This is a genomic window from Kitasatospora sp. NPDC058162 (genome assembly GCF_042884005.1).
GTDB lineage: Bacteria > Actinomycetota > Actinomycetes > Streptomycetales > Streptomycetaceae > Kitasatospora.
This window is the reverse complement of record NZ_JBHVUS010000007.1, coordinates 227,269-248,200: the sequence shown is the minus strand read 5'-3', so window position 1 is coordinate 248,200 and position 20,932 is coordinate 227,269. Positions and strand designations below refer to the sequence as shown.

The 20,932-nt window shown below is 71.9% G+C and carries 16 protein-coding genes; 7 read left to right on the top strand and 9 right to left on the bottom strand.

Features of this window, described 5'->3' with window-relative positions:
* Positions 1-10: 10 nt before the first annotated feature.
* The 6 genes from ACFVXG_RS16755 to ACFVXG_RS16730 form a co-directional block, all read right to left on the bottom strand.
* Complete coding sequence (locus ACFVXG_RS16755) at positions 11-1,924, bottom strand: galactose oxidase-like domain-containing protein (protein ID WP_387928190.1); 1,914 nt, start codon at positions 1,922-1,924, stop codon at positions 11-13.
* A gap of 232 nt (positions 1,925-2,156) precedes the next feature.
* Complete coding sequence (locus tag ACFVXG_RS16750; protein ID WP_387928189.1) at positions 2,157-3,386, bottom strand: acyltransferase; 1,230 nt, start codon at positions 3,384-3,386, stop codon at positions 2,157-2,159.
* A gap of 34 nt (positions 3,387-3,420) precedes the next feature.
* The gene (locus ACFVXG_RS16745) at positions 3,421-4,548 is read right to left on the bottom strand and encodes an alpha/beta hydrolase (RefSeq protein WP_387928187.1); all 1,128 of its coding nucleotides are present in this window, start codon (positions 4,546-4,548) and stop codon (positions 3,421-3,423) included.
* Between the two features lie 152 nt (positions 4,549-4,700).
* Entirely contained in the window at positions 4,701-5,375 is a 675-nt protein-coding gene (locus tag ACFVXG_RS16740) for a response regulator transcription factor (protein ID WP_350509378.1), read from the bottom strand.
* Complete coding sequence (locus tag ACFVXG_RS16735; RefSeq protein ID WP_387928185.1) at positions 5,372-6,694, bottom strand: sensor histidine kinase; 1,323 nt, start codon at positions 6,692-6,694, stop codon at positions 5,372-5,374. Before ACFVXG_RS16735 ends, ACFVXG_RS16740 begins: the two co-directional genes overlap by 4 nt.
* A 121-nt stretch (positions 6,695-6,815) precedes the next feature.
* Complete coding sequence (locus ACFVXG_RS16730) at positions 6,816-7,496, bottom strand: TetR/AcrR family transcriptional regulator (RefSeq protein ID WP_387928183.1); 681 nt, start codon at positions 7,494-7,496, stop codon at positions 6,816-6,818.
* Between the two features lie 216 nt (positions 7,497-7,712).
* Between ACFVXG_RS16730 and ACFVXG_RS16725 the strand changes: the two genes are divergently transcribed.
* Positions 7,713-9,317 carry an MFS transporter gene (locus tag ACFVXG_RS16725; protein WP_387928181.1) on the top strand — a complete coding sequence of 535 codons (1,605 nt, stop codon included), beginning with the start codon at positions 7,713-7,715 and terminating at the stop codon, positions 9,315-9,317.
* Between the two features lie 144 nt (positions 9,318-9,461).
* On the opposite strand, the gene aceE is transcribed toward ACFVXG_RS16725, so the two are convergent.
* The gene (gene aceE, locus ACFVXG_RS16720; protein ID WP_350509374.1) at positions 9,462-12,212 is read right to left on the bottom strand and encodes a pyruvate dehydrogenase (acetyl-transferring), homodimeric type; all 2,751 of its coding nucleotides are present in this window, start codon (positions 12,210-12,212) and stop codon (positions 9,462-9,464) included.
* A 518-nt stretch (positions 12,213-12,730) separates the two neighbouring features.
* Here aceE and ACFVXG_RS16715 point away from each other — a divergent pair.
* From ACFVXG_RS16715 to ACFVXG_RS16695, 5 genes are all read left to right on the top strand, one after another.
* Positions 12,731-13,171: a DUF3052 domain-containing protein gene (locus ACFVXG_RS16715; protein WP_387928179.1), complete on the top strand. Its 441-nt coding sequence runs from the start codon at positions 12,731-12,733 to the stop codon at positions 13,169-13,171.
* A gap of 258 nt (positions 13,172-13,429) precedes the next feature.
* A complete protein-coding gene (locus ACFVXG_RS16710; RefSeq protein WP_387928177.1) occupies positions 13,430-13,888 on the top strand; it encodes a peroxiredoxin in 459 nt (152 codons plus the stop codon).
* 246 nt (positions 13,889-14,134) lie between these two features.
* Complete coding sequence (locus tag ACFVXG_RS16705; RefSeq protein ID WP_387928175.1) at positions 14,135-14,710, top strand: TerD family protein; 576 nt, start codon at positions 14,135-14,137, stop codon at positions 14,708-14,710.
* Between the two features lie 307 nt (positions 14,711-15,017).
* A complete protein-coding gene (locus ACFVXG_RS16700) occupies positions 15,018-15,596 on the top strand; it encodes a TerD family protein (RefSeq protein WP_387928174.1) in 579 nt (192 codons plus the stop codon).
* Positions 15,597-15,772: 176 nt separating this feature from the next.
* A complete protein-coding gene (locus ACFVXG_RS16695; RefSeq protein ID WP_387928173.1) occupies positions 15,773-16,867 on the top strand; it encodes a DUF475 domain-containing protein in 1,095 nt (364 codons plus the stop codon).
* A 151-nt stretch (positions 16,868-17,018) separates the two neighbouring features.
* On the opposite strand, the gene ACFVXG_RS16690 is transcribed toward ACFVXG_RS16695, so the two are convergent.
* The gene (locus ACFVXG_RS16690) at positions 17,019-18,206 is read right to left on the bottom strand and encodes a DUF2637 domain-containing protein (RefSeq protein ID WP_387928172.1); all 1,188 of its coding nucleotides are present in this window, start codon (positions 18,204-18,206) and stop codon (positions 17,019-17,021) included.
* 362 nt (positions 18,207-18,568) lie between these two features.
* Here ACFVXG_RS16690 and ACFVXG_RS16685 point away from each other — a divergent pair, with 362 nt between their 5' ends.
* Positions 18,569-19,324 (top strand): Tellurium resistance, encoded by a 756-nt coding sequence (locus ACFVXG_RS16685; protein ID WP_387928170.1) that lies wholly within the window; start codon positions 18,569-18,571, stop codon positions 19,322-19,324.
* 103 nt (positions 19,325-19,427) lie between these two features.
* Here the strand turns inward: ACFVXG_RS16685 and ACFVXG_RS16680 are convergent, their stop codons facing one another.
* Positions 19,428-20,624, bottom strand: coding sequence for a TerD family protein (locus tag ACFVXG_RS16680; RefSeq protein ID WP_387928168.1), 1,197 nt, complete (start codon positions 20,622-20,624; stop codon positions 19,428-19,430).
* Between the last annotated feature and the right edge of the window lie 308 nt (positions 20,625-20,932).

Below are 20,932 nucleotides of genomic sequence, written 5' to 3'. Positions count from 1 at the left end.
GGGTGGGGTTTCAGGCGGAGGGACTGAGCTGCACCCACTGCGCGACGCTGGGCACGCCCTTGTCGCTGAGCAGGAAGAGCAGGTACCAGCCGGGCGGGGCGGCCTTGGCGTCCGGCGGGGCCTGGAACTCCAGTCGGTTGCCGGCCCGGCTGGTCAGCCGCAGGTCGATGTGGCGCTGGCTGGTGTTGACCGAGTGGGTGGAGGTGGTCGGCGCCAGCAGGACGGCCCTGGCGGCGAGGCCGGGGGTGGTGCTGGTGACGGTGAACTTCTTGTCGTAACCGACCGGCGCGGTGGGCGCGTTGGCGAGCGCGGGCCGGTCGCCCTGGTGGAGGTAGGGCGGCTCGTAGATCTCGATGGTGCCGTTCATGGTGATCGGGCCGGCGGTCCCCGGGACGCCGCTCACCGTGCCGTTGACGTCCGGGTTGTTGGCCAGCTCCTGGAGCTCGTCGCCGGTCACCATGATCCGGCCGTCCGGCAGCACCACCGCGTTGGAGTGGTAGCCGCGCGGCAGCCGCTGGACCGGGCCGAGCTGCCAGTTGCCCTGGTCGTCGCGGAGTTCGACCTGGCGGTACTTGAGGTCCGCGTTCGGGTTGTACGGGCCGTTGCCGTAGTCGCGGATGTCGTAGGCGCCGTTGACCGTCATCAGCCGGCCGTCGGGCAGCAGCAGGGTGTCGTCCTGGGTGCGGCCGAAGGCGCGGGACTTCTCGGCGGTCCAACTGCCGTTGGAGAAGCGCAGGGTGCCCGGGTTGTCCCGGTCGCCGCCGAGGATCAGCGCCGAGTCCGGGCCGTTGGCGCCGGCGGGCAGCATCACGGCGGAGCCGTAGTTGCGCTTGCGGCCGTCGGGGCGGGCGGTGAGGTCGGCGCGGGTCTCGGCGACCGGGTCGAACCGCCACTGCTCGTTCGCGGCCCGGCCGAAGCCGTAGACGTTGCCGTCGTTGAGCGAGAACAGGTGCGGGTAGTCGAAGCTGAACGGCGCGTCCGCCTTGAACCGTTCGACCGGCGTGTTGGCGGGGGTGTCGGTCTTCTTCACCGGCACCGGGAAGGCCTTGGCGGGGAAGCGTTCGACCACCGGGGTCGGGGTGCCGTAGCCGAGTTCGGACTGGCCGGACATGATCAGCTGCCGCCCGTCGGCCCCGGTCACCACCGAGGGGTACCAACGGCCCACCGACATGTCGGGGTTGCGGGTCCAGGTCTCCGTCCACGGGTCGAAGACCAGCGAGAGCTTGGCGCCGGTGCCGCCGTTGCCGCCCAGGTTGCCGCCGAAGACGCCGAGCATGCCGTTGGGCAGGAAGGAGTGGCCGGAGCAGAAGAACGGCACCGGGCGGGGCTGGTCGAGGCCGTCCGGCATGTCGGCGGTGGGCGGGTTGACCTGCTTGAAGGCCTCCTTGCCGGTGCCCTTGGCAGGGTCCCAGAGGAAGGCCCGGCCGGCGTTCTCCTTGCCGGTGGTCTGGGTGGGGGCGGGTTCCTTCTCGGGGTTGGTCTCGATCCGCTCGAAGGAGAACAGCAGCACCTTGCCGGTCGGCAGCAGGGCGACGTGGTCGCCGAAGTCCGGGGACGGGAAGTACTCCTTGAACGCGCCCCAGGTCTCCGGTGCGAAGGCCTTGTTGCGGTCGGCCTGGGAGGCCGTCAGGGCGTTGTACCGGTTGGTCCGGGTGGTCTGCGGGTAGTCGCCGATGCCGCGGACGGCCGCGCGCATCCGGGCGTGCTCCTCGGCGTGCTCCTGGCCGAGGGCCGCGACCTCGTCCTGCCGCACCTCCTCGGCGACCCGGCGGGAGTCGACGTGCGGGGCGAGGTCGTCCCCGCCGTGGGCGAGTGCCGGGGCGGCGGCGCCCAGCAGGGATCCGGCGGTGACCGCCAGGACCACGGCGGCGGCCGGGAGCCGGCGGCCGGCCCGGGCCTGCGGGCGTGGAGGGGACGGGGACATGGGTCTCCTAGGGGAGGGGGCGTGCGGGGAGGGGGCGAATGCGGACGGACGGGCCGTGGGCGGGCGCGGTCCAGCGGTGGTCGCCGACCGTCACAGAACATCACGGCGTGTGGTGGTCCGCATGCGCCGTGCACCCCTTGGAGCGGTCCCCTCCCGGGGGAGCGCTTGAACGGCCGAAGGGGCGCGGACCGTTCGGTCCGCGCCCCTTCGACGCTGTGATCTCCGGGGTGGGTCACACCACGCCCAGCGCGTACGCGGCGAACAGCGCCGCCGCCGCGCCCGCCAGCGCCTTGCCGGCCCGGGAGAAGGCCGTCCACGGCCCGTCGAAGCGCCGGGTGAACCACCCGATCGCCACCAGGGCGACTGCGAACAGCGGCAGCAGGGCCAGCCGGGCGGCCACCCAGGCGAGCGAGTCCGGTGCGGTGGTCAGCCCCGGGACGGCGCCGAGGCCCGCCGCGCCGGGCACGGCCACCGCGAGCATCGCGCTCTGGTGCCAGCAGAAGATCGTCATCGCCGACAGGTTGACCGCCACCACCGGCAGCCACAGCAGCGGGCGGCGGGTCAGCAGCCGGCCCAGCCGCTCCCGCAGCAGCACCGCCGCGCCGCACTGCACCGCCGCCAGCGCCAGCACCAGCAGGGACGGCGGGTGCGAGTTGGTCCGCTCGACGCCCGGCACCCCGACCATGCTCGCCGGGTAGTGGAACACCACCAGCAGGACCGCGAACAGCACGCCGCCGCCGAACAGCAGCACCCGGGCCGCCGACCGGCCGAGCCGGCCCTGCGCCCACAGCACGCCCAGCTGGTAGCCGAACATCCAGCCCGGCAGCAGGTTCAGCAGCCCCACCCAGGACGGCACCGCCTCGGCCCACGGCCCGTACCGCAGCAGGTCCACGGCCGCGACCGAGGCCACCAGCAGGCCCGCCGACCACGGGCCGAGCCGGCGCCCGAAGGCCGCGCAGAGCGGGGTGAGCGCGGTCAGCGCCAGGTACACCCCGATGTACCAGAGCGGCTGCACCACCAGCGTCGCGCCGGTCCGCAGGGTGTCCGTCGGCACGCCGAGCCGGGGCAGCAGCGGGATCAGCACCGCCCACACCGCCGTCACCCCGAGCACCGGGCGCAGCAGCCGGACCGTCCGGGCCCGCAGCCAACCCCCGTACGTCAGCCCCTTCTCCCGGGCCCGCTCCAGCGAGCGGACCGAGGAGTAGCCGCCGACCAGGAAGAACACCCCGAGCATCTGGAGGAACCAGCTGGCCGGGGCGAAGCCGCCGAGCGAGGAGAGCGGGCTGGCGTTGTGCAGGGCGCCGTCGGAGGAGCGGGTGAGGCCGCCGAGCATCCAGTGGCCGATCGGGACGGACAGCAGGGCGAGGGCGCGCAGGCCGTCCAGGGCGCGGTCGCGGCTGGCGGGGGTCTTCGCGTCGACCTTCTCGGCGGCGCGGCGCAGGGTGGTGAGGGGGTGGGCCATGGTGGTGCTCCTTCCTTGGCGGGGAGTCAGCGGCTCAGCGGCCGAGGCCGAGGGCGATGGCGGCGTAGGCGGCGAGCGAGGCGGTGCCGGGGGCGAAGTAGCCGGTGTGGCCGTGGGATCCGGTGGAGGGCAGCGGGCGGGCGCCGAAGCCGGGGTCGGTCGGGTCGGCGCCGTGGCCGAGGCCGAGGAACCGGACGTTGGGCACGTCGCCGATCCAGTCCGAGTCGTTGCGGGCGGTGGCCCAGAGCGGGACGCCGGGGTCGAGGTCGGCGGCCGAGCCGATGCCCATGCCGGGCGAGCCGAGCACCACCAGGGCGGAGGCGCGGGCGGGGGTCGGGCGGGCCAGGCCGCAGACCACCGAGCCGTAGCTGTGGCAGAACACCGTGGCCGGGGCCTGCGGGGAGGTGCTGACGGCGAGTCCGTCCAGCAGGCGGGTGAGCCGGTCGGCGCCGGCCCGGGCGAGGTCCTCGGTGGCGGCGTCGACGCCGACGCCGACCGGGGTGGTGTAGCCGGCCCAGGCGATCACGGCGGTCCGTCCGTCGGTGGCCTGGCGGAGGGCGCGGGCCATGCCGGCGGGGGTGCCGTACGGCTCGGTGGCGCGGTCGAAGGTGAGCAGGTCGATGTCCGAGCCGGGGACGATCACGGCGGTGCGGGGGGCGGTGGCGAGGTCGCCGAAGACCTCGGCGACCTCGCCGCGGCCGCGCGGGTCGAAGGCGAGGATCTGCCGGCCGCCGTCCAGCAGGGTGCGGTAGCGCTCGACGCGGGTGCGGGCGGCCTGGTGGTCCTGCGGGGTGAGGGCCGGGCCGGTGGTCCGGGCGAGTTCGCGGTCGCGTTCGGCGGTGAGGGCCAGGGTGTTGGCGTGGTACCGGAGTCGGACCGGGGCACCGTCCAGGTTGCCGACCACCAGGGGGTGCCGGGCGGCCAGGGCCTCCTGCTGGGTGGGCGTCAACCCGGCGAAGAAGGCGGCCACTTGGGCGGGGGTGGTGGTGGCCGGGTCGGGGAGGCGGAGGCCGATCGCGGTGTCGGCGGTCCAGGCGGCGCTGCCGGGCGGCGGGCCGGTGAGGGCGGTCTGGGTGTCGGCGGCCCAGCCGCCCGCGCCGAGCACGGCCGCCAGTGCCAGCGCGGTGGCGATGATGGCCCGCTTGGTCCGGAGCTTCCGCATGTCCCTGTACTCCCTCGTCCGTTCGGCCGCCGGCTTCGGCTGCCGGTTGCGGCTTTCGACGAGGAGGAAGGTAGGAACACGACGGCCCCGCGGACGTCACACCGCGGGGCCAACTACCCGGTGCTACCGGGGTATGAGGGGGATAACCCCCCTTACTCGCCGGGGGTCACCAGCCCGGATTCGTAGGCCAGCACCACCGCTTGGGCGCGGTCGCGCAGGTCGAGCTTGGCGAGGATGCGCCCGATGTGGGTCTTGACGGTCTGTTCGGCGAGCACCAGTTGTGCGGCGATCTCCTGGTTGGAGAGGCCGCGGGCGATCAGTTCCAGCACCTCGGTCTCGCGCGGGGTCAGGCCGTTGAGCCGCAGTTTGGGGTCGCGGCGCTTGGCGGGCCGGTTGCGGGCGAAGTCGGCGATCAGCCGCCGGGTGACGGAGGGGGCGAGCAGCGCCTCGCCGGCCGCGACCACCCGGACGGCGGCGATCAGGTCGGCCGGCGGGGCGTCCTTGAGCAGGAAGCCGCTGGCCCCGGCGCGCAGCGCCTCGTACACGTAGTCGTCCACGTCGAAGGTGGTCAGCATCAGCACCTTGGGGCGGTGGGCGCCGGGGACTTCGGGGTCGAGCAGTCGCCGGGCGGCCTCCAGGCCGTCCATGACGGGCATCCGGACGTCCATCAGCACCAGGTCCGGGTGGGTGCGGCCGGTGACTTCGAGGGCCTGGGCGCCGTCCGCCGCGTCCCCCACCACGTCGATGTCGCTCTGGGCGTTGAGCAGGGCGGCGAAGCCGGCCCGCACCATGGCCTGGTCGTCGACGATGATCACGCGGATGGTCATACGGGTTGCTCCCCGGGGGTGTCTGGGCGTTCGGGCCGGTCGAGCGGCAGGACGGCGGCCACCTTGAAGCCGCCGTCCGCCAGCGGACCGGTGTCCAGACTGCCATCGACCAGCCGGACGCGTTCACGCATCCCGACCAGGCCGTGCCCGGTGCCCTCGGCCGAGGCCTCCAGCGACTCGGTGCGGTGCGGCGGGGGCGCGTTGACCACGGTGAGCCGCAGTTCCGGGCCGTCGGCCGACAGCGACACCCAGGTCCGGGCGCCGGGGGCGTGCCGGACCACGTTGGCCAGCGCCTCCTGCACGATCCGGTAGACGGAGAGCCCGACGGCCTGCGGCACCAGCTCGGCCAGCCCCTCGTCCACGCTCAGTTCGACGGGCACCCCGGCCCGTCCGACCGTCTCGACCAGCTGGTCGAGACGGTCGACCCCCGGCTGCGGGGCCCGCTCCCCGGCGGTCTCCTCGCTGCGCAGCACCCCGAGCAGTCGGCGCATCTCGGCCAGCGACTCGCGCGCGGTGCCGGCGATCGCGGTGAACTCCTCGGCGGCGTCGGCCGGGACGCCCTCGATCCGGTAGGGCGCGCTGGCGGCCTGGACCGCGATCACCGACATGTGGTGGGCCACCACGTCGTGCAACTCCCTGGCGATCCGGGCGCGTTCCTCCAGCAGGGTGCGCCGTTCGCGTTCCACCTCGCTGATCTGCTCCTGCTCGGTGAGCAGCCGGCGGGCGACCGCGCGGTCCCGCACGGCCCAGCCGAGCAGCAGGACGGCGCCGCTGAGCGCGATCAGCAGCACGGTGGTGCCGTCGCCGGCCCGGGGCAGGCCGAGGGTGGTGGTGAGGACGGTGAGCAGGAGGGTGGCGACCCAGACCGCGATCAGGGTGGCCCGGCGTTCGCGCAGCCCGAGGGCGAGCAGCAGGAAGAGGTACGAGATGATCATCGGCGCCGTCCACGGCCAACTGCCCGTCAGCTGGTGGTGGCGGGCGGTGATGGTGGCGGTGAGGACCAGGGTGGGGGCGCTGATCCACCAGGCGGCCAGCGGCCGGGTGATGGCGAGGAACAGCGGGATGGTCAGGGCGACGGTGAGCGCGGCGGCGACCGGCAGCACCACGTCGTAGAAGCCGACCAGGGTGGTGATCCCGGTGGGGATCAGCGAGGCCTGGAGGATGATCGCGACGGCGTACGGGATCCTGCGCACCCAGCGTCGGCGGGAGTTCCCGAGCAGCGGGGTGTCGTCCTCGCTGGGGCTGGTCAGGTGCTGCCGCAGGGTGCGCAGTTGACGGGCGGCGAACCTGCGGGCGTCGGCGGCGGTGAGCGTCTTCATCGCGGGCCAGCCTAGGAGGGCGGGCCCGCTCCCCGCGTCGGACTGGAGCGCGAACTTCCGGGGGCTACCCGGGTACGGGGTGATACCCGGGTATGACGGGCGGCTGCCGCGGGAGGGGTCCTCAGGGGCGCCAGTGGCCGGCCAGGGCGGGGCCGAGCTGGTCGAAGTGGCGCTCGATCACCGCGACCATGCCCTCGGGGCCGGCCGGTTCCTGTTCGGCGGTCCAGGACAGGTGGGCGGCGCGCAGCAGGCTGCCGAAGACGGCGGCGAGCACGACCGGGCGCAGGTCCTCGACCGGGTCGAGTCCTTCGCGTTCGGCGAGCACCTGGGCCACCAGCCGCTCCTGCTCGGTGACCCGGCGCAGGTGGGCGGCGAGCAGGGCGGGGGTGTCCTCGATGATCCGCAGCAGTTCGAGGGCGCTGCTGATCGAGCCGGGGCCGGGGGTCCGGGCGTTCCCGAGGTCGCGCCAGGCCTTGACGATCGAGGCGCGCAGGGCCTCCAGCGGGGTCTCCTCGGCCGGGCGGTGGCGCAGGCAGTGGATGAAGTGGTCCTCGGCGTCGGCCAGGACGGCGAGGGCGACCTCGTCCTTGTTGGCGAAGTAGCGGAAGAAGGTGCGCTGGGAGACGTCGACGGCGGAGGCGATCTCGTCGACGGTGGTCCGGGCGAAGCCCTGGCCGAGGAAGAGCTCGTGGGCGGCCTGCACCAGGGCGTCCCGGGTCTGCTGCTTCTTGCGCTCCCGCAGGCCGGGGGCCCGGCCGAGGTCCTCGGGGGTGCCGACGGGGTGGGGGGTGCGAGCGGCCATGGCGGGGGCCTTCCGGGGCGCGGGTGGGGCGGGTGGGAGCACAACCTTAGCGGCCTGACAAATGTCAGTGCAGGTCAGAAGTCAGTGTTTGCCGAATGTCAGTAGCTGACATAATCTGCCGAGTGGCGCTCGTCGACCGGGCACTCGTGGGGACGGGTGGGTCGTCGCAGCGCCACCATCACGTCCGGTCTCTGCCACGCCCACGGAGGGCCCCAGATGAGTCAGTCCGTCGTCAAGAACTCCGAGGCGGACGCGGCGCCGCCGTCGAAGCCGTCGGCCGGGGGAGGGCTCAAGGGGCACCCCTGGCTGACCCTGCTGACCGTCGCCGTCGGCGTGATGATGGTCGCCCTGGACGGCACCATCGTCGCGATCGCCAACCCGGTGATCCAGGAGAAGCTCGGGGCCGCGCCCTCCGAGATCCAGTGGGTCACCAGCGGCTACCTGCTGGCGCTCGCGGTCTTCCTGATCACCGCCGGCAAGATCGGTGACCGCTTCGGCCACAAGAGCACCTTCCTGGTCGGCGCGGTCGGCTTCGCCGCCACCTCGGCCGCGATCGGCTTCGCCGGCAACATCCAGACCGTGATCGCCTTCCGCGTCCTCCAGGGCCTGTTCGGGGCGCTGCTCCAGCCGGCCGCGCTCGGCCTGCTGCGCGGGGCCTTCCCGGCCGACAGGCTGAACATGGCGATCGGCATCTGGGGCGGGGTGATCGGCGCCTCCACCGCGGCCGGCCCGATCGTCGGCGGCCTGCTGGTCGAGCACGTCAGCTGGGAGTCGGTGTTCTTCATCAACATCCCGGTCGGCCTGATCGCGGTGGCCCTCGGTCTGTGGATCCTCAAGGACGTGCGGGCCGAGAACGCCGCCAAGTCCTTCGACGTGCCCGGCATCGCGCTGCTCTCGGTCGGGATGTTCGCGCTGGTCTTCGGCATCATCAAGGCCCCCGAGTGGGGCTGGGGCGACGCCCGGACGCTGCTGTTCCTGGGCGGCGCGGTGGTGCTGATGGTGCTCTTCGCGTTCTGGCAGGGCCGGGCGAAGGAGCCGCTGATCCCGCTCAGCCTGTTCCGCTCGGTGCCGCTGTCGGCGGGCGTGCTGCTGATGGTGCTGATGGCCTTCGCGTTCTTCGGCGCGATCTTCTTCGTGACCTTCTACCTCCAGAACGTGCACGGGATGAAGCCGGTCGACGCCGGCGTCCACCTGCTGCCGATGACCGGCATGATGATCGTCGGCTCGCCCCTGGCGGGCATCGCGATCGGCAAGCTCGGCCCGCGGATCCCGATCATGGTCGGGATGCTGCTCACCACCGGCGCGATGATCGGCATGTCCACCCTGGACACCGGCTCCGGCACCGGCGTGATGTCGCTCTGGTTCGTCCTGATGGGCCTCGGCATCAGCCCGGTCATCGTCGGCGCCACCGAGGTCATCGTCGGCAACGCCCCGCTGGAGCTGTCCGGCGTGGCCGGCGGCCTCCAGCAGGCCGCCATGCAGGTCGGCGGCAGCCTCGGCACCGCCGTGCTGGGCGCCCTGATGGCCGCCAAGGTCGGCGACGTGCTGCCCGGCAACTGGGCCGAGGCGGGGCTGCAGCCGGTCGAGGGGCCGCAGGCCGAGGGCCTCAAGCAGGCCGCCCAGCTGGGCATCACCCCGCCGGCCCCGCCCGGTACCCCGCAGCAGGCGGTGGACGCGATGGCCGGCGCCGTGCACCAGTCCTTCGTCAGCGGGATGTCGCTGGCCTTCGCGGTGGCCGCGGTGGTGGCCTTCGGCGCCGCCCTGCTCGCCCTGCTGACCCGCCGCGGCGAGACCGACGCGGGCCCGGCCGTGCACATCTGAGCCCGTACTCGTACGCGCGGCCCCGGACTCCGTGGGGGAGTCCGGGGCCGCCGTGCTGCTCGGACCCGGGGCGTCGGGTGTGGGGAACGCCGAAGGGCCGGACCCCCGTACGGGAGTCCGGCCCTCTCAGGCACTAGCGGGTGATCAGGCGTCGCCGCCGGCGGCACCCGGGTCGGCCGCGGCCACGTCCAGCAGCTGGTAGCGGTCGATCGCGTCCTTCAGCGCCGAGCGGTCGATCTTGCCCTGCTTGGCGAGCTCGGTGAGCACGCCCAGGACGACCGACTGCGCGTCGATGTGGAAGAAGCGACGGGCTGCGCCACGGGTGTCGGCGAAGCCGAAGCCGTCGGCGCCCAGCGACTGCCACTGGCCCGGCACCCAGCGCGAGATCTGGTCCGGAACGGCGCGCATCCAGTCGGACACGGCGACGAACGGGCCCTCGGCGCCCTGGAGCTTCTGGGTGACGTACGGCACCCGCTGCTGCTCCTCGGGGTGCAGCAGGTTGAACTCCTCGGCCTCCACCGCGTCGCGGCGCAGCTCGTTCCAGGAGGTCGCGGACCAGACGTCGGCCTTGACGTTCCACTCCTCGGCGAGGATGCGCTGGGCCTCCAGGGCCCACGGCACGGCCACGCCGGAGGCGAGGATCTGGGCCGGGATCTGGCCGGCGGTGGCCGGCGCGTACCGGTGCAGACCCTTGAGGATGCCCTCGACGTCCACGTTCTCGGGCTCGGCCGGCATCTTGATCGGCTCGTTGTAGACGGTGAGGTAGTAGAACACGTCCTCGCCGTGCGGGTGTTCGGCGCTGGAGCCGTACATCCGCCGCAGACCGTCCTGGACGATGTGCGCGATCTCGAAGCCGTACGCCGGGTCGTACGCGACGACGCCGGGGTTGGTCGAGGCCAGCAGGTGCGAGTGGCCGTCGGCGTGCTGCAGGCCCTCACCGGTCAGCGTGGTGCGGCCGGCGGTGGCGCCGATCACGAAGCCGCGGGCGAGCTGGTCGGCCATCTGCCAGAACTGGTCGCCGGTGCGCTGGAACCCGAACATCGAGTAGAAGACGTACACCGGGATCAGCGGCTCGCCGTGGGTCGCGTAGGACGACCCGGCGGCGATCAGCGAGGCGGTGCAGCCGGCCTCGGAGATGCCGTCGTGCAGCATCTGGCCGGTCGGCGACTCCTTGTAGGCCAGCAGCAGGTCGCGGTCGACCGACTCGTAGGTCTGGCCCAGCGGGTTGTAGATCTTCGCCGACGGGAAGAGCGAGTCCATGCCGAAGGTGCGGTACTCGTCCGGCGCGATCGGCACGAAGCGGTTGCCGATGCCCTTGTCCCGCATGAGGTCCTTGAGCACCCGGACGAACGCCATGGTGGTGGCGATGGTCTGGTTGCCGGAGCCCTTCTTGACCGACTTGTACGCGTCGTCGCCGGGCAGTTCCAGCTTGCGCGGGCGCACCTTGCGGGTCGGCACGTAGCCGCCCAGCTCGCTGCGGCGGTCGTGCATGTACTGGATCTCTTCCGAGTCGCGACCCGGGTGGTAGTAGGGCGGGTAGCCCTCGTCCAGCTGCTTGTCGGTGATCGGCAGGTGCAGCCGGTCGCGGAAGCGCTTCAGGTCCTCGACCGTCAGCTTCTTCATCTGGTGGGTGGCGTTGCGGCCCTCGAAGTTGGGGCCGAGCGTCCAGCCCTTGACCGTCTGGGCCAGGATGACCGTCGGCTGGCCCTTGTGCTCGCGGGCAGCCTTGAACGCCGCGTAGATCTTCTTGTGGTCGTGGCCGCCGCGACCCAGGTGCTGGATCTGCTGGTCGGTCATGTTCTCGACCATGGCGCGCAGGCGCAGGTCGCCGCCGAAGAAGTGCTCGCGGATGTACTGGCCGGTCTCGGTGGCGTAGGTCTGGAACTGGCCGTCCACCGTGGTGTTCAGCTTGTTGACCAGGACGCCGTCGCGGTCCTGCGCGAGCAGCGGGTCCCAGCTGCGGTCCCAGACCAGCTTGATCACGTTCCAGCCGGCGCCCCGGAACTGGGACTCCAGCTCCTGGATGATCTTGCCGTTGCCGCGGACCGGGCCGTCCAGACGCTGCAGGTTGCAGTTGACCACGAAGGTCAGGTTGTCCAGGCCCTCGCGGGCGGCCAGCGACAGCTGGCCGAGCGACTCGGGCTCGTCCATCTCGCCGTCGCCGAGGAAGGCGTAGACCTGCGAGTCCGAGGTGTCCTTGATGCCCCGGTGCTCCAGGTAGCGGTTCATCCGCGCCTGGTAGATCGCGCCGAGCGGGCCGAGGCCCATCGAGACGGTCGGGAACTCCCAGAAGTCCGGCATCAGCCGCGGGTGCGGGTAGCTGGACAGGCCGTACGGCGCCTTCGACTTCTCCTGGCGGAACGCGTCGAGCTGCTGCTCGGTGAGTCGGTCCAGCAGGAAGGCGCGGGCGTAGATGCCGGGGGAGGCGTGACCCTGGAAGAAGATCTGGTCGCCCGACTCGCCCTCGGCGTCCTTGCCGCGGAAGAAGTAGTTGAAGCCGACGTCGTACAGCGACGCGGAGGAGGCGAAGGTGGCGATGTGGCCACCGACGCCGATGCCCGGGCGCTGCGCCCGGGAGACCATGACGGCCGCGTTCCAGCGGGTCGCGTTGAGGATCTTGCGCTCGATCTCCTCGTTGCCGGGGAAGAACGGCTCGTCCTTGGTCGCGATGGTGTTGACGTAGTCCGTGCTGCGCATCTCGGGCACGGCGACACGCTTCTCGCGGGCGCGCTCGATCAGGCGCAGCATCAGGTAACGGGCACGCTCACGCCCCCGCTCGTCGATGGCCGCATCGAGCGACTCCAGCCATTCCGCGGTCTCCTCGGGATCGAAGTCCGGGACCTGACTCGGAAGGCCGCCAATGATGATCGGGTTGCGATCGGATCCGGAAGCCACGCTGTTCCTTCACTGTCGGTCGAAACTAGAGGTGTGTCGCGCCGCCTCCATCGTGCTACCGCGCTCGGAGATCCGTCATCTCTACCGATCGGTAACCATGCCGCCCACTGGGCGGAACGGTCTGGTGGTGCGCGTCGCGGGCTTCTTCGTCCGCTCCGTACACCCCCGGGTGTTACGAAAAGAGGTGGTCCGACCTGGTGTCCCGTCCGCCCGATGGCGGGCGGCCGGGGTGAGGGCCAACAGGAGACTCTACGCCCGCGCACGCGCGGACCCCGAATGCCGTTCGCATCTCGGGCACGCGTACGGCCTGTGGGCCGGGACCACCCGAAGCATCCTTGTCCCACGCAGAGAAGGGCAAATCGGTGTGATTCCCGACACCTCGCCCGGCGTGTCCCCGTGCGACACGTCAACCTTTGGGGGGGATCGGGGGTCGGGTACTTGCGCGAACCGCCGCGCCCGTGTGGACTACGGCCACAGCCTCGGCATGGATGCCGGGCCGAATACTGGAGGTTATTCCCGTGAGCGCGACCGCGGACCCCGCGGACAAGTCCAACCCGGCGACCCGTCTCGGCTTCGAAGAGGGCCAGATCGTCCAGGAGCTGGGGTACGACGAAGACACTGACCAGGATCTCCGCGAGGGCATCGAGGAGATCACCGGGACGGAGCTCGTCGACGAGGACTACGACGACGTCGCGGACGCCGTCCTGCTCTGGCACCGCGACGACGACGGGGACCTCACCGACTCCCTCGTCGACGCGCTGGAGTACCTGGCCGAGGGCGGGCTGATCTGGCTGCTGACGCCCAAGACCGGCCGGGACGGCCACATCGAGGCGTCCGAGATCGCGGACGCGGCCAAGACCGCAGGCCTGTCCCAGACCAGCTCGATCGCGGTGGCCAAGGACTGGGCGGCGACCCGCCTGGCGACCAAGTCCACGGCGAAGCAGCCCAAGCAGCGCTGAACGGGCCCCCGGGCCTCGCGCCGGGCCCCGTCGGAGGATCTCCTCCGGCGGGGCCCGGCGCTTTTGCGTGCGGGGGCCTGTGCGGTTGGTGCGGCAGGCGGCCGGGGACGCGGGTGTGGCAGCTGTTCGCTCAGAGCGGAAGGGCCGGACGGCCCGGTGGGCCGGGTCATCCGTTCGGCCGAACGTCGGTCAACGGATGCGAGGATGTCGCCTGCCGTGCCCGCCGCGCGGCCCGGTCGCGTCAGAAAGGTCCCGTTCATGGCCATCGAGGTCGGCACCCAGGCCCCGGACTTCGAGCTCAGCACCCAGCACGGGGAGACGGTCCGGCTGGCCGACTTCCGCGGCCGCAAGCACGTCGTCCTGGTCTTCTACCCGTTCGCCTTCACCGGGGTCTGCACCGGCGAGCTGGGCGCGATCCAGCGCGAGCTGCCCGGGCTGCAGAACGACGACGTCCAGGTGCTCGGCGTCTCCTGCGACTCGCAGTTCTCCCAGCGCGTCCTCGCCGACCGGGAGGGGCTGGAGTTCCCGCTGCTGGCCGACTTCTGGCCGCACGGCGAGGTCGCCCGCGCCTACGGCGTGCTGGACGAGCGGAAGGGCTGCCCGCTGCGCGGCACCTTCGTGATCGACAAGGCCGGCACGGTGCGCTGGAGCGTCGTCAACGGCCTCCCGGACGCCCGGGACGAGCAGGAGTACCTGAGGGTGCTGGCCGGCCTCTGAGGGCCCCGGAGGCACCAGGGGGCGCCGGCGGGGCGGCCGGGGCGCCCGGGGTGCCCGGAGGCCGGCCGCCGGTCCCGCAGGGCCCGTGCGACGCTCCGGTCCCGTCCGTTCGGGCGTGCGTGCGGGAACCCGGTACTACGCTCGGGCCGTTGGCGGAGTGCGGCGTACGTCCGTTTTTCGTCGGTCGGCGCCGTGAACCGCACCACCCGGGGGCACCACCCGTGCCTCCCGATTCTTGGAGGACACGTGGGAGTCAGCCTCAGCAAGGGCGGCAACGTCTCGCTCACCAAGGAGGCGCCGGGTCTCCAGGCCGTCGTGGTCGGCCTGGGCTGGGACGTCCGGACCACCACCGGGACGGACTTCGACCTGGACGCCAGCGCGCTGCTCTGCAACGAGCAGGGCAAGGTCGGTTCGGACGGGAACTTCGTGTTCTTCAACAACCTGAAGAGCCCGGACGGCTCGGTCGAGCACACCGGCGACAACCTGACCGGTGAGGGCGAGGGCGACGACGAGGCGATCAAGGTCAACCTGGCCGCCGTCCCGGCCGACGTGCAGAAGATCGTCTTCCCGGTGTCGATCTACGACGCGGAGAACCGCAGCCAGAACTTCGGCCAGGTGCGCAACGCGTTCATCCGCGTGGTGAACCAGGCGAACAACGCCGAGCTGGCGCGCTACGACCTCTCCGAGGACGCCTCCACCGAGACCGCGATGGTGTTCGGCGAGCTGTACCGCAACGGCGGCGAGTGGAAGTTCCGCGCCATCGGCCAGGGTTACGCCTCCGGCCTGCGCGGCATCGCCCAGGACTTCGGCGTCAACGTCTGATCCCTGACGTCTGATCGCCGACGTCTGATCCCAGGCGTCTGAACCCTGGCGTCTGATCCCTCCTGCCGCGCAAGGGTCTTGCGCGGCTCACCGGGGCGGCCCCGGACCTTCGAGGTCCGGGGCCGCCCCGGTTTCGTCGTGCTCCGGCGGGCCTCGTCGTGCTCCGGCGCCGTCCCGGCTTCGCCGGGGTCGGGCGCGCTGCGAGGATGTGAGTTCAGGAAGTTCAGCCGGCCGAAGCGGGCCGGCCGGGGCTACGGGGGACTACACCTGTAAGGCGCCCCGGGAGAAGCAAGGGAGGAAGAACACCATGGTGGTCACGCTCGCCAAGGGCGGGAACGTCTCGCTCACCAAGGCCGCGCCGAACCTGACGCAGGTCCAGATCGGCCTCGGCTGGTCCGCCCGTTCGACCACGGGCGCACCGTTCGACCTCGATGCGAGCGCACTGCTCTGTGGTGGCGGACGAGTGCTCGGCGACGAGTACTTCGTCTTCTACAACAACCTCAAGAGCCCCGAGGGCTCGGTGGAGCACCAGGGCGACAACCTCGTGGGCGGCGACGACACGGGTGACGACGAGCTGATCCTGGTCAACCTGGAGCTGGTCCCGGCCCAGGCGGACAAGGTGGTCTTCGCGGTCTCGATCTACGAGGCGGAGGCCCGGCTGCAGAACTTCGGACAGGTGCGCAACGCCTACATCCGGGTCGTCAACTCCGTCGACGGCCAGGAGATCGCACGTTACGACCTGTCCGAGGACGCGTCCAGCGAGACCGCGATGATCTTCGGCGAGCTGTACCGGTACGCGGGCGAGTGGAAGTTCCGCGCGGTGGGCCAGGGGTACGCCTCCGGCCTGCGCGGGATCGCGCTCGACTTCGGCGTCAACGTACAGTAAGGACGTAAAACGGACTTATCGCACTTAGTCAACGATCAGCGATCAATGATCGACGATCAAACGATCATGAGAACAGAGGGCAGTGCGGGGGTGACCTGACCGGGCCCGGCCCGGTCAGGCGTCTCGGGACCAGGCCGCCCCCGACACGGCCAGAACCCGAAAGGTAGCCAACTCCCGTGTTCCTCCGCACATTCGGCTGGTCGTTCGCGATCACCGCCCTGGGCCTGATCGCGGCCGGACTGCTCTGGGGAGCCCAAGGCTTCGGCATCGTGCTGATCCTCTCCATCCTGGAGATCTCCCTGTCCTTCGACAACGCGGTGGTCAACGCCACGGTGTTGAAGCGGATGAACCCGTACTGGCAGAAGATCTTCCTGACGGTCGGTGTGCTGATCGCCGTCTTCGGGATGCGCCTGGTGTTCCCGCTGCTGGTCGTCGGTCTCACCGCGAAGCTCAACCCGGCGACGGTGATCGACCTCGCGCTGCACACCAGCAGCACCCACAACGGCCTCACCTACGGCCAGTACCTGGAGGCGGCCAACCCCGCCATCGCGGCCTTCGGCGGCGTGTTCCTGCTCATGATCTTCCTCGACTTCCTGTTCGACGAGAAGGAGCACAACTGGCTGGGCTGGCTGGAGCGCCCGCTGGAGAAGGTCGGCAAGGTGGACGCCCTCTCCAGTGTCGTCGCCCTGGTCGCGCTGGTGCTGGCCTCGCGCTTCTTCGCGGCGGAGCACGCCGAAACCGTTCTGCTGGCCGGTGTGCTCGGCCTGATCAGCTACCTCGTCGTCGGCGGCCTCTCCTCGATCTTCGAATCGGGGCTGGAGGAGGAGGCCGAACGCGAGGAGGAGGCCGAGAAGTCCGGCAAGTCGATCGTCCAGGTGGCCGGCAAGGCCGCCTTCTTCCTCTTCCTCTACCTGGAGGTGCTGGACGCGTCGTTCTCCTTCGACGGCGTCGTCGGCGCCTTCGCGGTCTCCAACGACATCTTCCAGATCACCCTGGGCCTCGGCATCGGCGCGATGTACATCCGCTCGCTGACCGTGTTCCTGGTCCGCAAGGGCACCCTGGACGACTACGTCTACCTGGAGCACGGCGCCCACTACGCGATCGGCGCGCTGGCGGTGATCCTGCTGGCCGGGATCAAGTACCACATCCCGGAGATCGTCACCGGCCTGATCGGCGTCGCCTTCATCGGACTGGCCCTCGGCTCCTCGATGCTGCGCAACCGGCGCGAGGCGGCGGAGGAGGGGGAGCAACTCGTGGGCAGCGGGCGGTAGTCCGCCGCCCGCCGCCGCCCGCCGACGCTCGGTGGGTCACGGCGGGTTTCGGCGGGTCGAACGCAACGGCCGCCTCCGGGGATCCCGGGGGCGGCCGTTCGCGTTGCTCCTGCGGTGCTGCTGATCGGTATGGCCGGTCGGCGCTTCCGGGTCAGCCCAGCTGCTGCTCGATCGCGCGCAGCTTGCGCTCCAGCGAGTCCAGCTTCGGCATCGCCAGGGTGTCGTCGTCGGCCGTCAGGTCGATGGTCGAGCTGCGGTAGGACGAGGACGAGCTGCTCGTCGAGCCGGTCGTCGAGGAGGAGTAGGAGCTGCTCGACGAGGACGAGGAGGAGGACAGGTAGGAGTCGCTCGTCGAGGACGTGGCGGAGTAGGACGAACCGACGGCGGCACGCGGGCGGCGGCCGGCGTCCAGGGCGGTGGCGGAGGAGGTGTACGGGTCCTGCGCGGTCGAGGTGGCGTGGTCGCTCTCGGCGGCTAGGGCAGGCTCCGTAGCGCTCGGGCCGTCTCCGGCAGCCGTGAGCGCGGGCACCTGACGCCCGCCGCGGGCCCGGGCGAGCATGCCGCCCTGGCGGGAGATGGCCTTCAGCTCGGCCCGCTCGCGGCGGTCGGCGGACCGGGCGCGCACCTTGGCGTCCAGCTTCGCCTGACGCTCCTCGCGCACCTCCTCGACCGCCTCGTCCAGGCTGCGGACGTTCTCCAGCAGCATCAGCGACCAGGCCGCGTAGGTCTCGCGCGGGGCACGCAGCCAGCGGACGATGCGGATCTGCGGCAGCGGACGCGGCACCAGGCCCTGCTCGCGCAGCGCGGCCTTGCGGGTCTGCTTGAGCGCCCGGTCGAACAGGATCGCCGCCGAGATCGACATGCCGGAGAAGAACTGCGGGGCGCCGGCGTGGCCCAGGCCGCGCGGGGCGTGCACCCAGTTGAACCAGGCCGAGGCGATCGCGAACACCCAGACCAGCAGGCGGGAACCGAGCGCGGCGTCACCGTGGCTGGCCTCGCGGACGGCGAGCACCGAGCAGAACATCGCGGCGCCGTCCAGGCCGAACGGGACGAGGTACTCCCAGCCGTTGGACAGGCCCAGGTTCTCGATGCCGAAGCCCACCAGGCCGTGGAAGGAGAGCGCGGCCGCGACGCCGGCGCAGCAGAACAGCAGGGTGTACGAGGAGATGCCGTAGATCATCTCCTTGCGGCGGCGCCGCTCCTCGCTGCGCTCCCAGGAGTCGCCGGCCTCTTCGTTCTTCGAACTCTTGAATCGCAGCGTCGCCATCAGGATGGCGACGAACAGCAGGGCTGCGCCGCCGATGACGGTCCAGACCAGCTGTATGGAGGTCAGGTTCATTGCGGGTCGGGCCTCGGGTTTCCGCAGGGGACAAGGTTCACAACGCGACACAGGTGGTCAGGTCCCGCGGGGCGGGTGCCGCCTGACGGTTCGTTCGTCGCCGCACGACGTGTCCACCGCGCCCGCGCAGGGGCGGACGGGACACCTGTGCGGCTAGACGATATCGCGTCCGAAGGGGCGGCATGTTACGGGAGGGCGGCTTCCCCGGGCCAATCGACCCACCGGTTCGCGTCACGGGTGGGCGTGAACGGCCGGGCGGGGTAGGGAAAGGGGAAGTCCGGGTATCCGTCGGCCGGGTCGATGCCCGATCATGGACCGGCGGATCGTCAGACCGCCGCACGGAGGCAGGGGGAGAGGACGGGATGGTCTCGATCTGGGAGTACCTGCGCGGGGACAAGAGCTACACCTTCGACAACCCGGGCGCGCAGCACAAGGTCACGCTCACCAAGTCGGCGCCGCAGCACGCCATCACCGGCTCCGCCGCCACCACCGGCTACCTCTACGTCAACCTGCACTGGACCATGCGCTCGGGCGCCGTCCGGCCGAGCACCCGGGACACCCTCAAGCGGTTCTTCAGCCCGCGGATCCTCAGCCCGCAGGACCCCGACTCGCCGGGGAGCAACGAGCAGCTGAACGTCGACCTCGACCTGGCCTGCATGTACGAACTCTCCGACGGCACCCGGGGCGTGGTGCAGCCGCTCGGCGAACTCTTCGGCGACCTGCGCGAACCGCCGTACATCAAGCTCAGCGGCGACGACCAGTACGGGGCGCCCTCCGGCGAGACGATGTACGTCAACCTGGAGAAGAAGGACAAGTTCAAACGGCTGCTGATCTTCGTCTACATCTACGACGGCACCCCGGCCTTCGAGCAGACCCACGCGGTGATAACGATCGTGCCGCAGACCGGGCCGCGGATCGAGATCAAGCTGGACGAACGGGCCCGGGCGGCGCGCTCCTGCGCGGTGGTGCTGATCGAGAACGGCGGGGACAACCAGCTGACGGTGCGCCGCGAGGTGCGGTACGTCAACGGGTTCCAGGCGGACATCGACCGGCTGTACGGCTTCGGGATGCAGTGGCAGCGGGGGTACAAGGGGCAGCAGTCGAGCGGTGGGGGCTGAGTCCGGGGGCGCTTGGCGCGGGGGCGCGGCTTGCGGCGGGGCTTGGCGGGTCCGGGCGCTCGGCGGGGCCGTGGTGCTTCGGCGGCGGCCCCGCCGGGTCGGCTCAGTGCGGCTGGAACTGCGGGCCCTGCGGGGGCAGCGCGAACTCCTCGGCGGCCGGGGCCGGGGGCTGCGGCGGGACGGGCGGCTGCTGGCCGGTGCCCGGCTGTTGCTGCGGGTAGCCGTAACCGCCCGGGTGCTGCTGCGGGGGGACGGCCTGCGGCGGCTGCTGCGGGTAGCCGTAGCCGGTGCCCGGCTGGGGCTGGGGCTGGGGCTGCGGCGGGTACGGCTGGTTGGGCTGGGGGTAGCCGTAGCCGGTCGTGGGCGGGGGCTGCTGCGGGTAGCCGTACCCGGTGCCGGGCTGGTGCTGGGGGTAGCCGTAGCCGCCCGCCTGGGTGCCCGGCTGCTGGGTGCCCGGGTGGTGGGTCGGCGGTGCGGGCGGGGCCGGCGGGAGGTTCGGGGGCATGGTGGGCGGGGCCACCGGCGGGGGCGGGGTCGCCGGAGCGTTCGCGGCGGCCGGGGCGGTCGTGGGCTGGGCCGGGGCCTGGGGCTGCGGGACGGCCGGGCTCAGGGTGAAGGTGCCGGGCTCGGGCCGGGCCTCGGCGCGCGGGCCGGTCGGCGGGGTGGCGCGGGGGTCGACCGCGCCGGTGGGGGTGGCGGTGGAGGCGGGCGCCGGGGTCGGCGCGGCCTGGGGCGCCGCCGGGTCCTCGGCCTCGTCGTCGACGGTGATGCCGAAGTCGGTGGCCAGGCCGATCAGCCCCGAGGTGTAGCCCTGGCCGATGGCCCGGAACTTCCAGGTGCCGTTGCGCCGGTACAGCTCGCCCGCGACCAGGGCGGACACGTTCTCGGCGTCCACGATCGGGAACTCGGCCAGCGGCGCGGCGCCGTCACCGGTCGCGGCGTCGAAGAGCAGCAGCCGCAGCCCCGGGACGGCGCGGAACGGTCCGCCCTCGGAGGAGCCGGCCAGCACCACCCGGTCCACCCCGGCGGGCAGCTTGGCGAGTTCCACCTCGACCGTGTCGATGATCTCGGTGCCGCCGGCGGTGTGCTGCTTGGGCAGGTGGCGCACCAGGCCGGAGGGGTGGCGCGGCTGGTTGTAGAAGACGAAGTCGGCGTCCGAACGGACCTTGCCGTTGGCGCCGAGCAGCAGCGCGGACGCGTCCACGTCCGGCGCACCGGGCGTGGCGCTCCAGCGCAGCACGGCGCGGACCGCCGCCGCCGGCAGTGCGATGTTGGCGCCCTTGGCCATCACGTGCGTCATAGCGGACCATCCTGCCCGTTCGCCACCCCTTCGGACAACGTGACCGGGACCGTCGGCGTGGGAGCGGACTTTGCCAAGACTTGCGTTGGATCGAGGTTTGCGGCGGGCCCCTCCGTGACCGGCGGGTGGTCCGTTCGCGCCGGGTCGTCGCCCGGCGGATGATCGTTCCGAGTGGGCCGGGCGGCCGCCGGATGTTCCGGGAGTTCAGTGCCCCGGCGCCGGAATCGGCCGGAATCCGTCCGTACGATGGGCCTTCGAACAGGCCCCCGGGGGTCGGCGGAGGGGAGTCCGCCGGCGGTGCGTGCAGG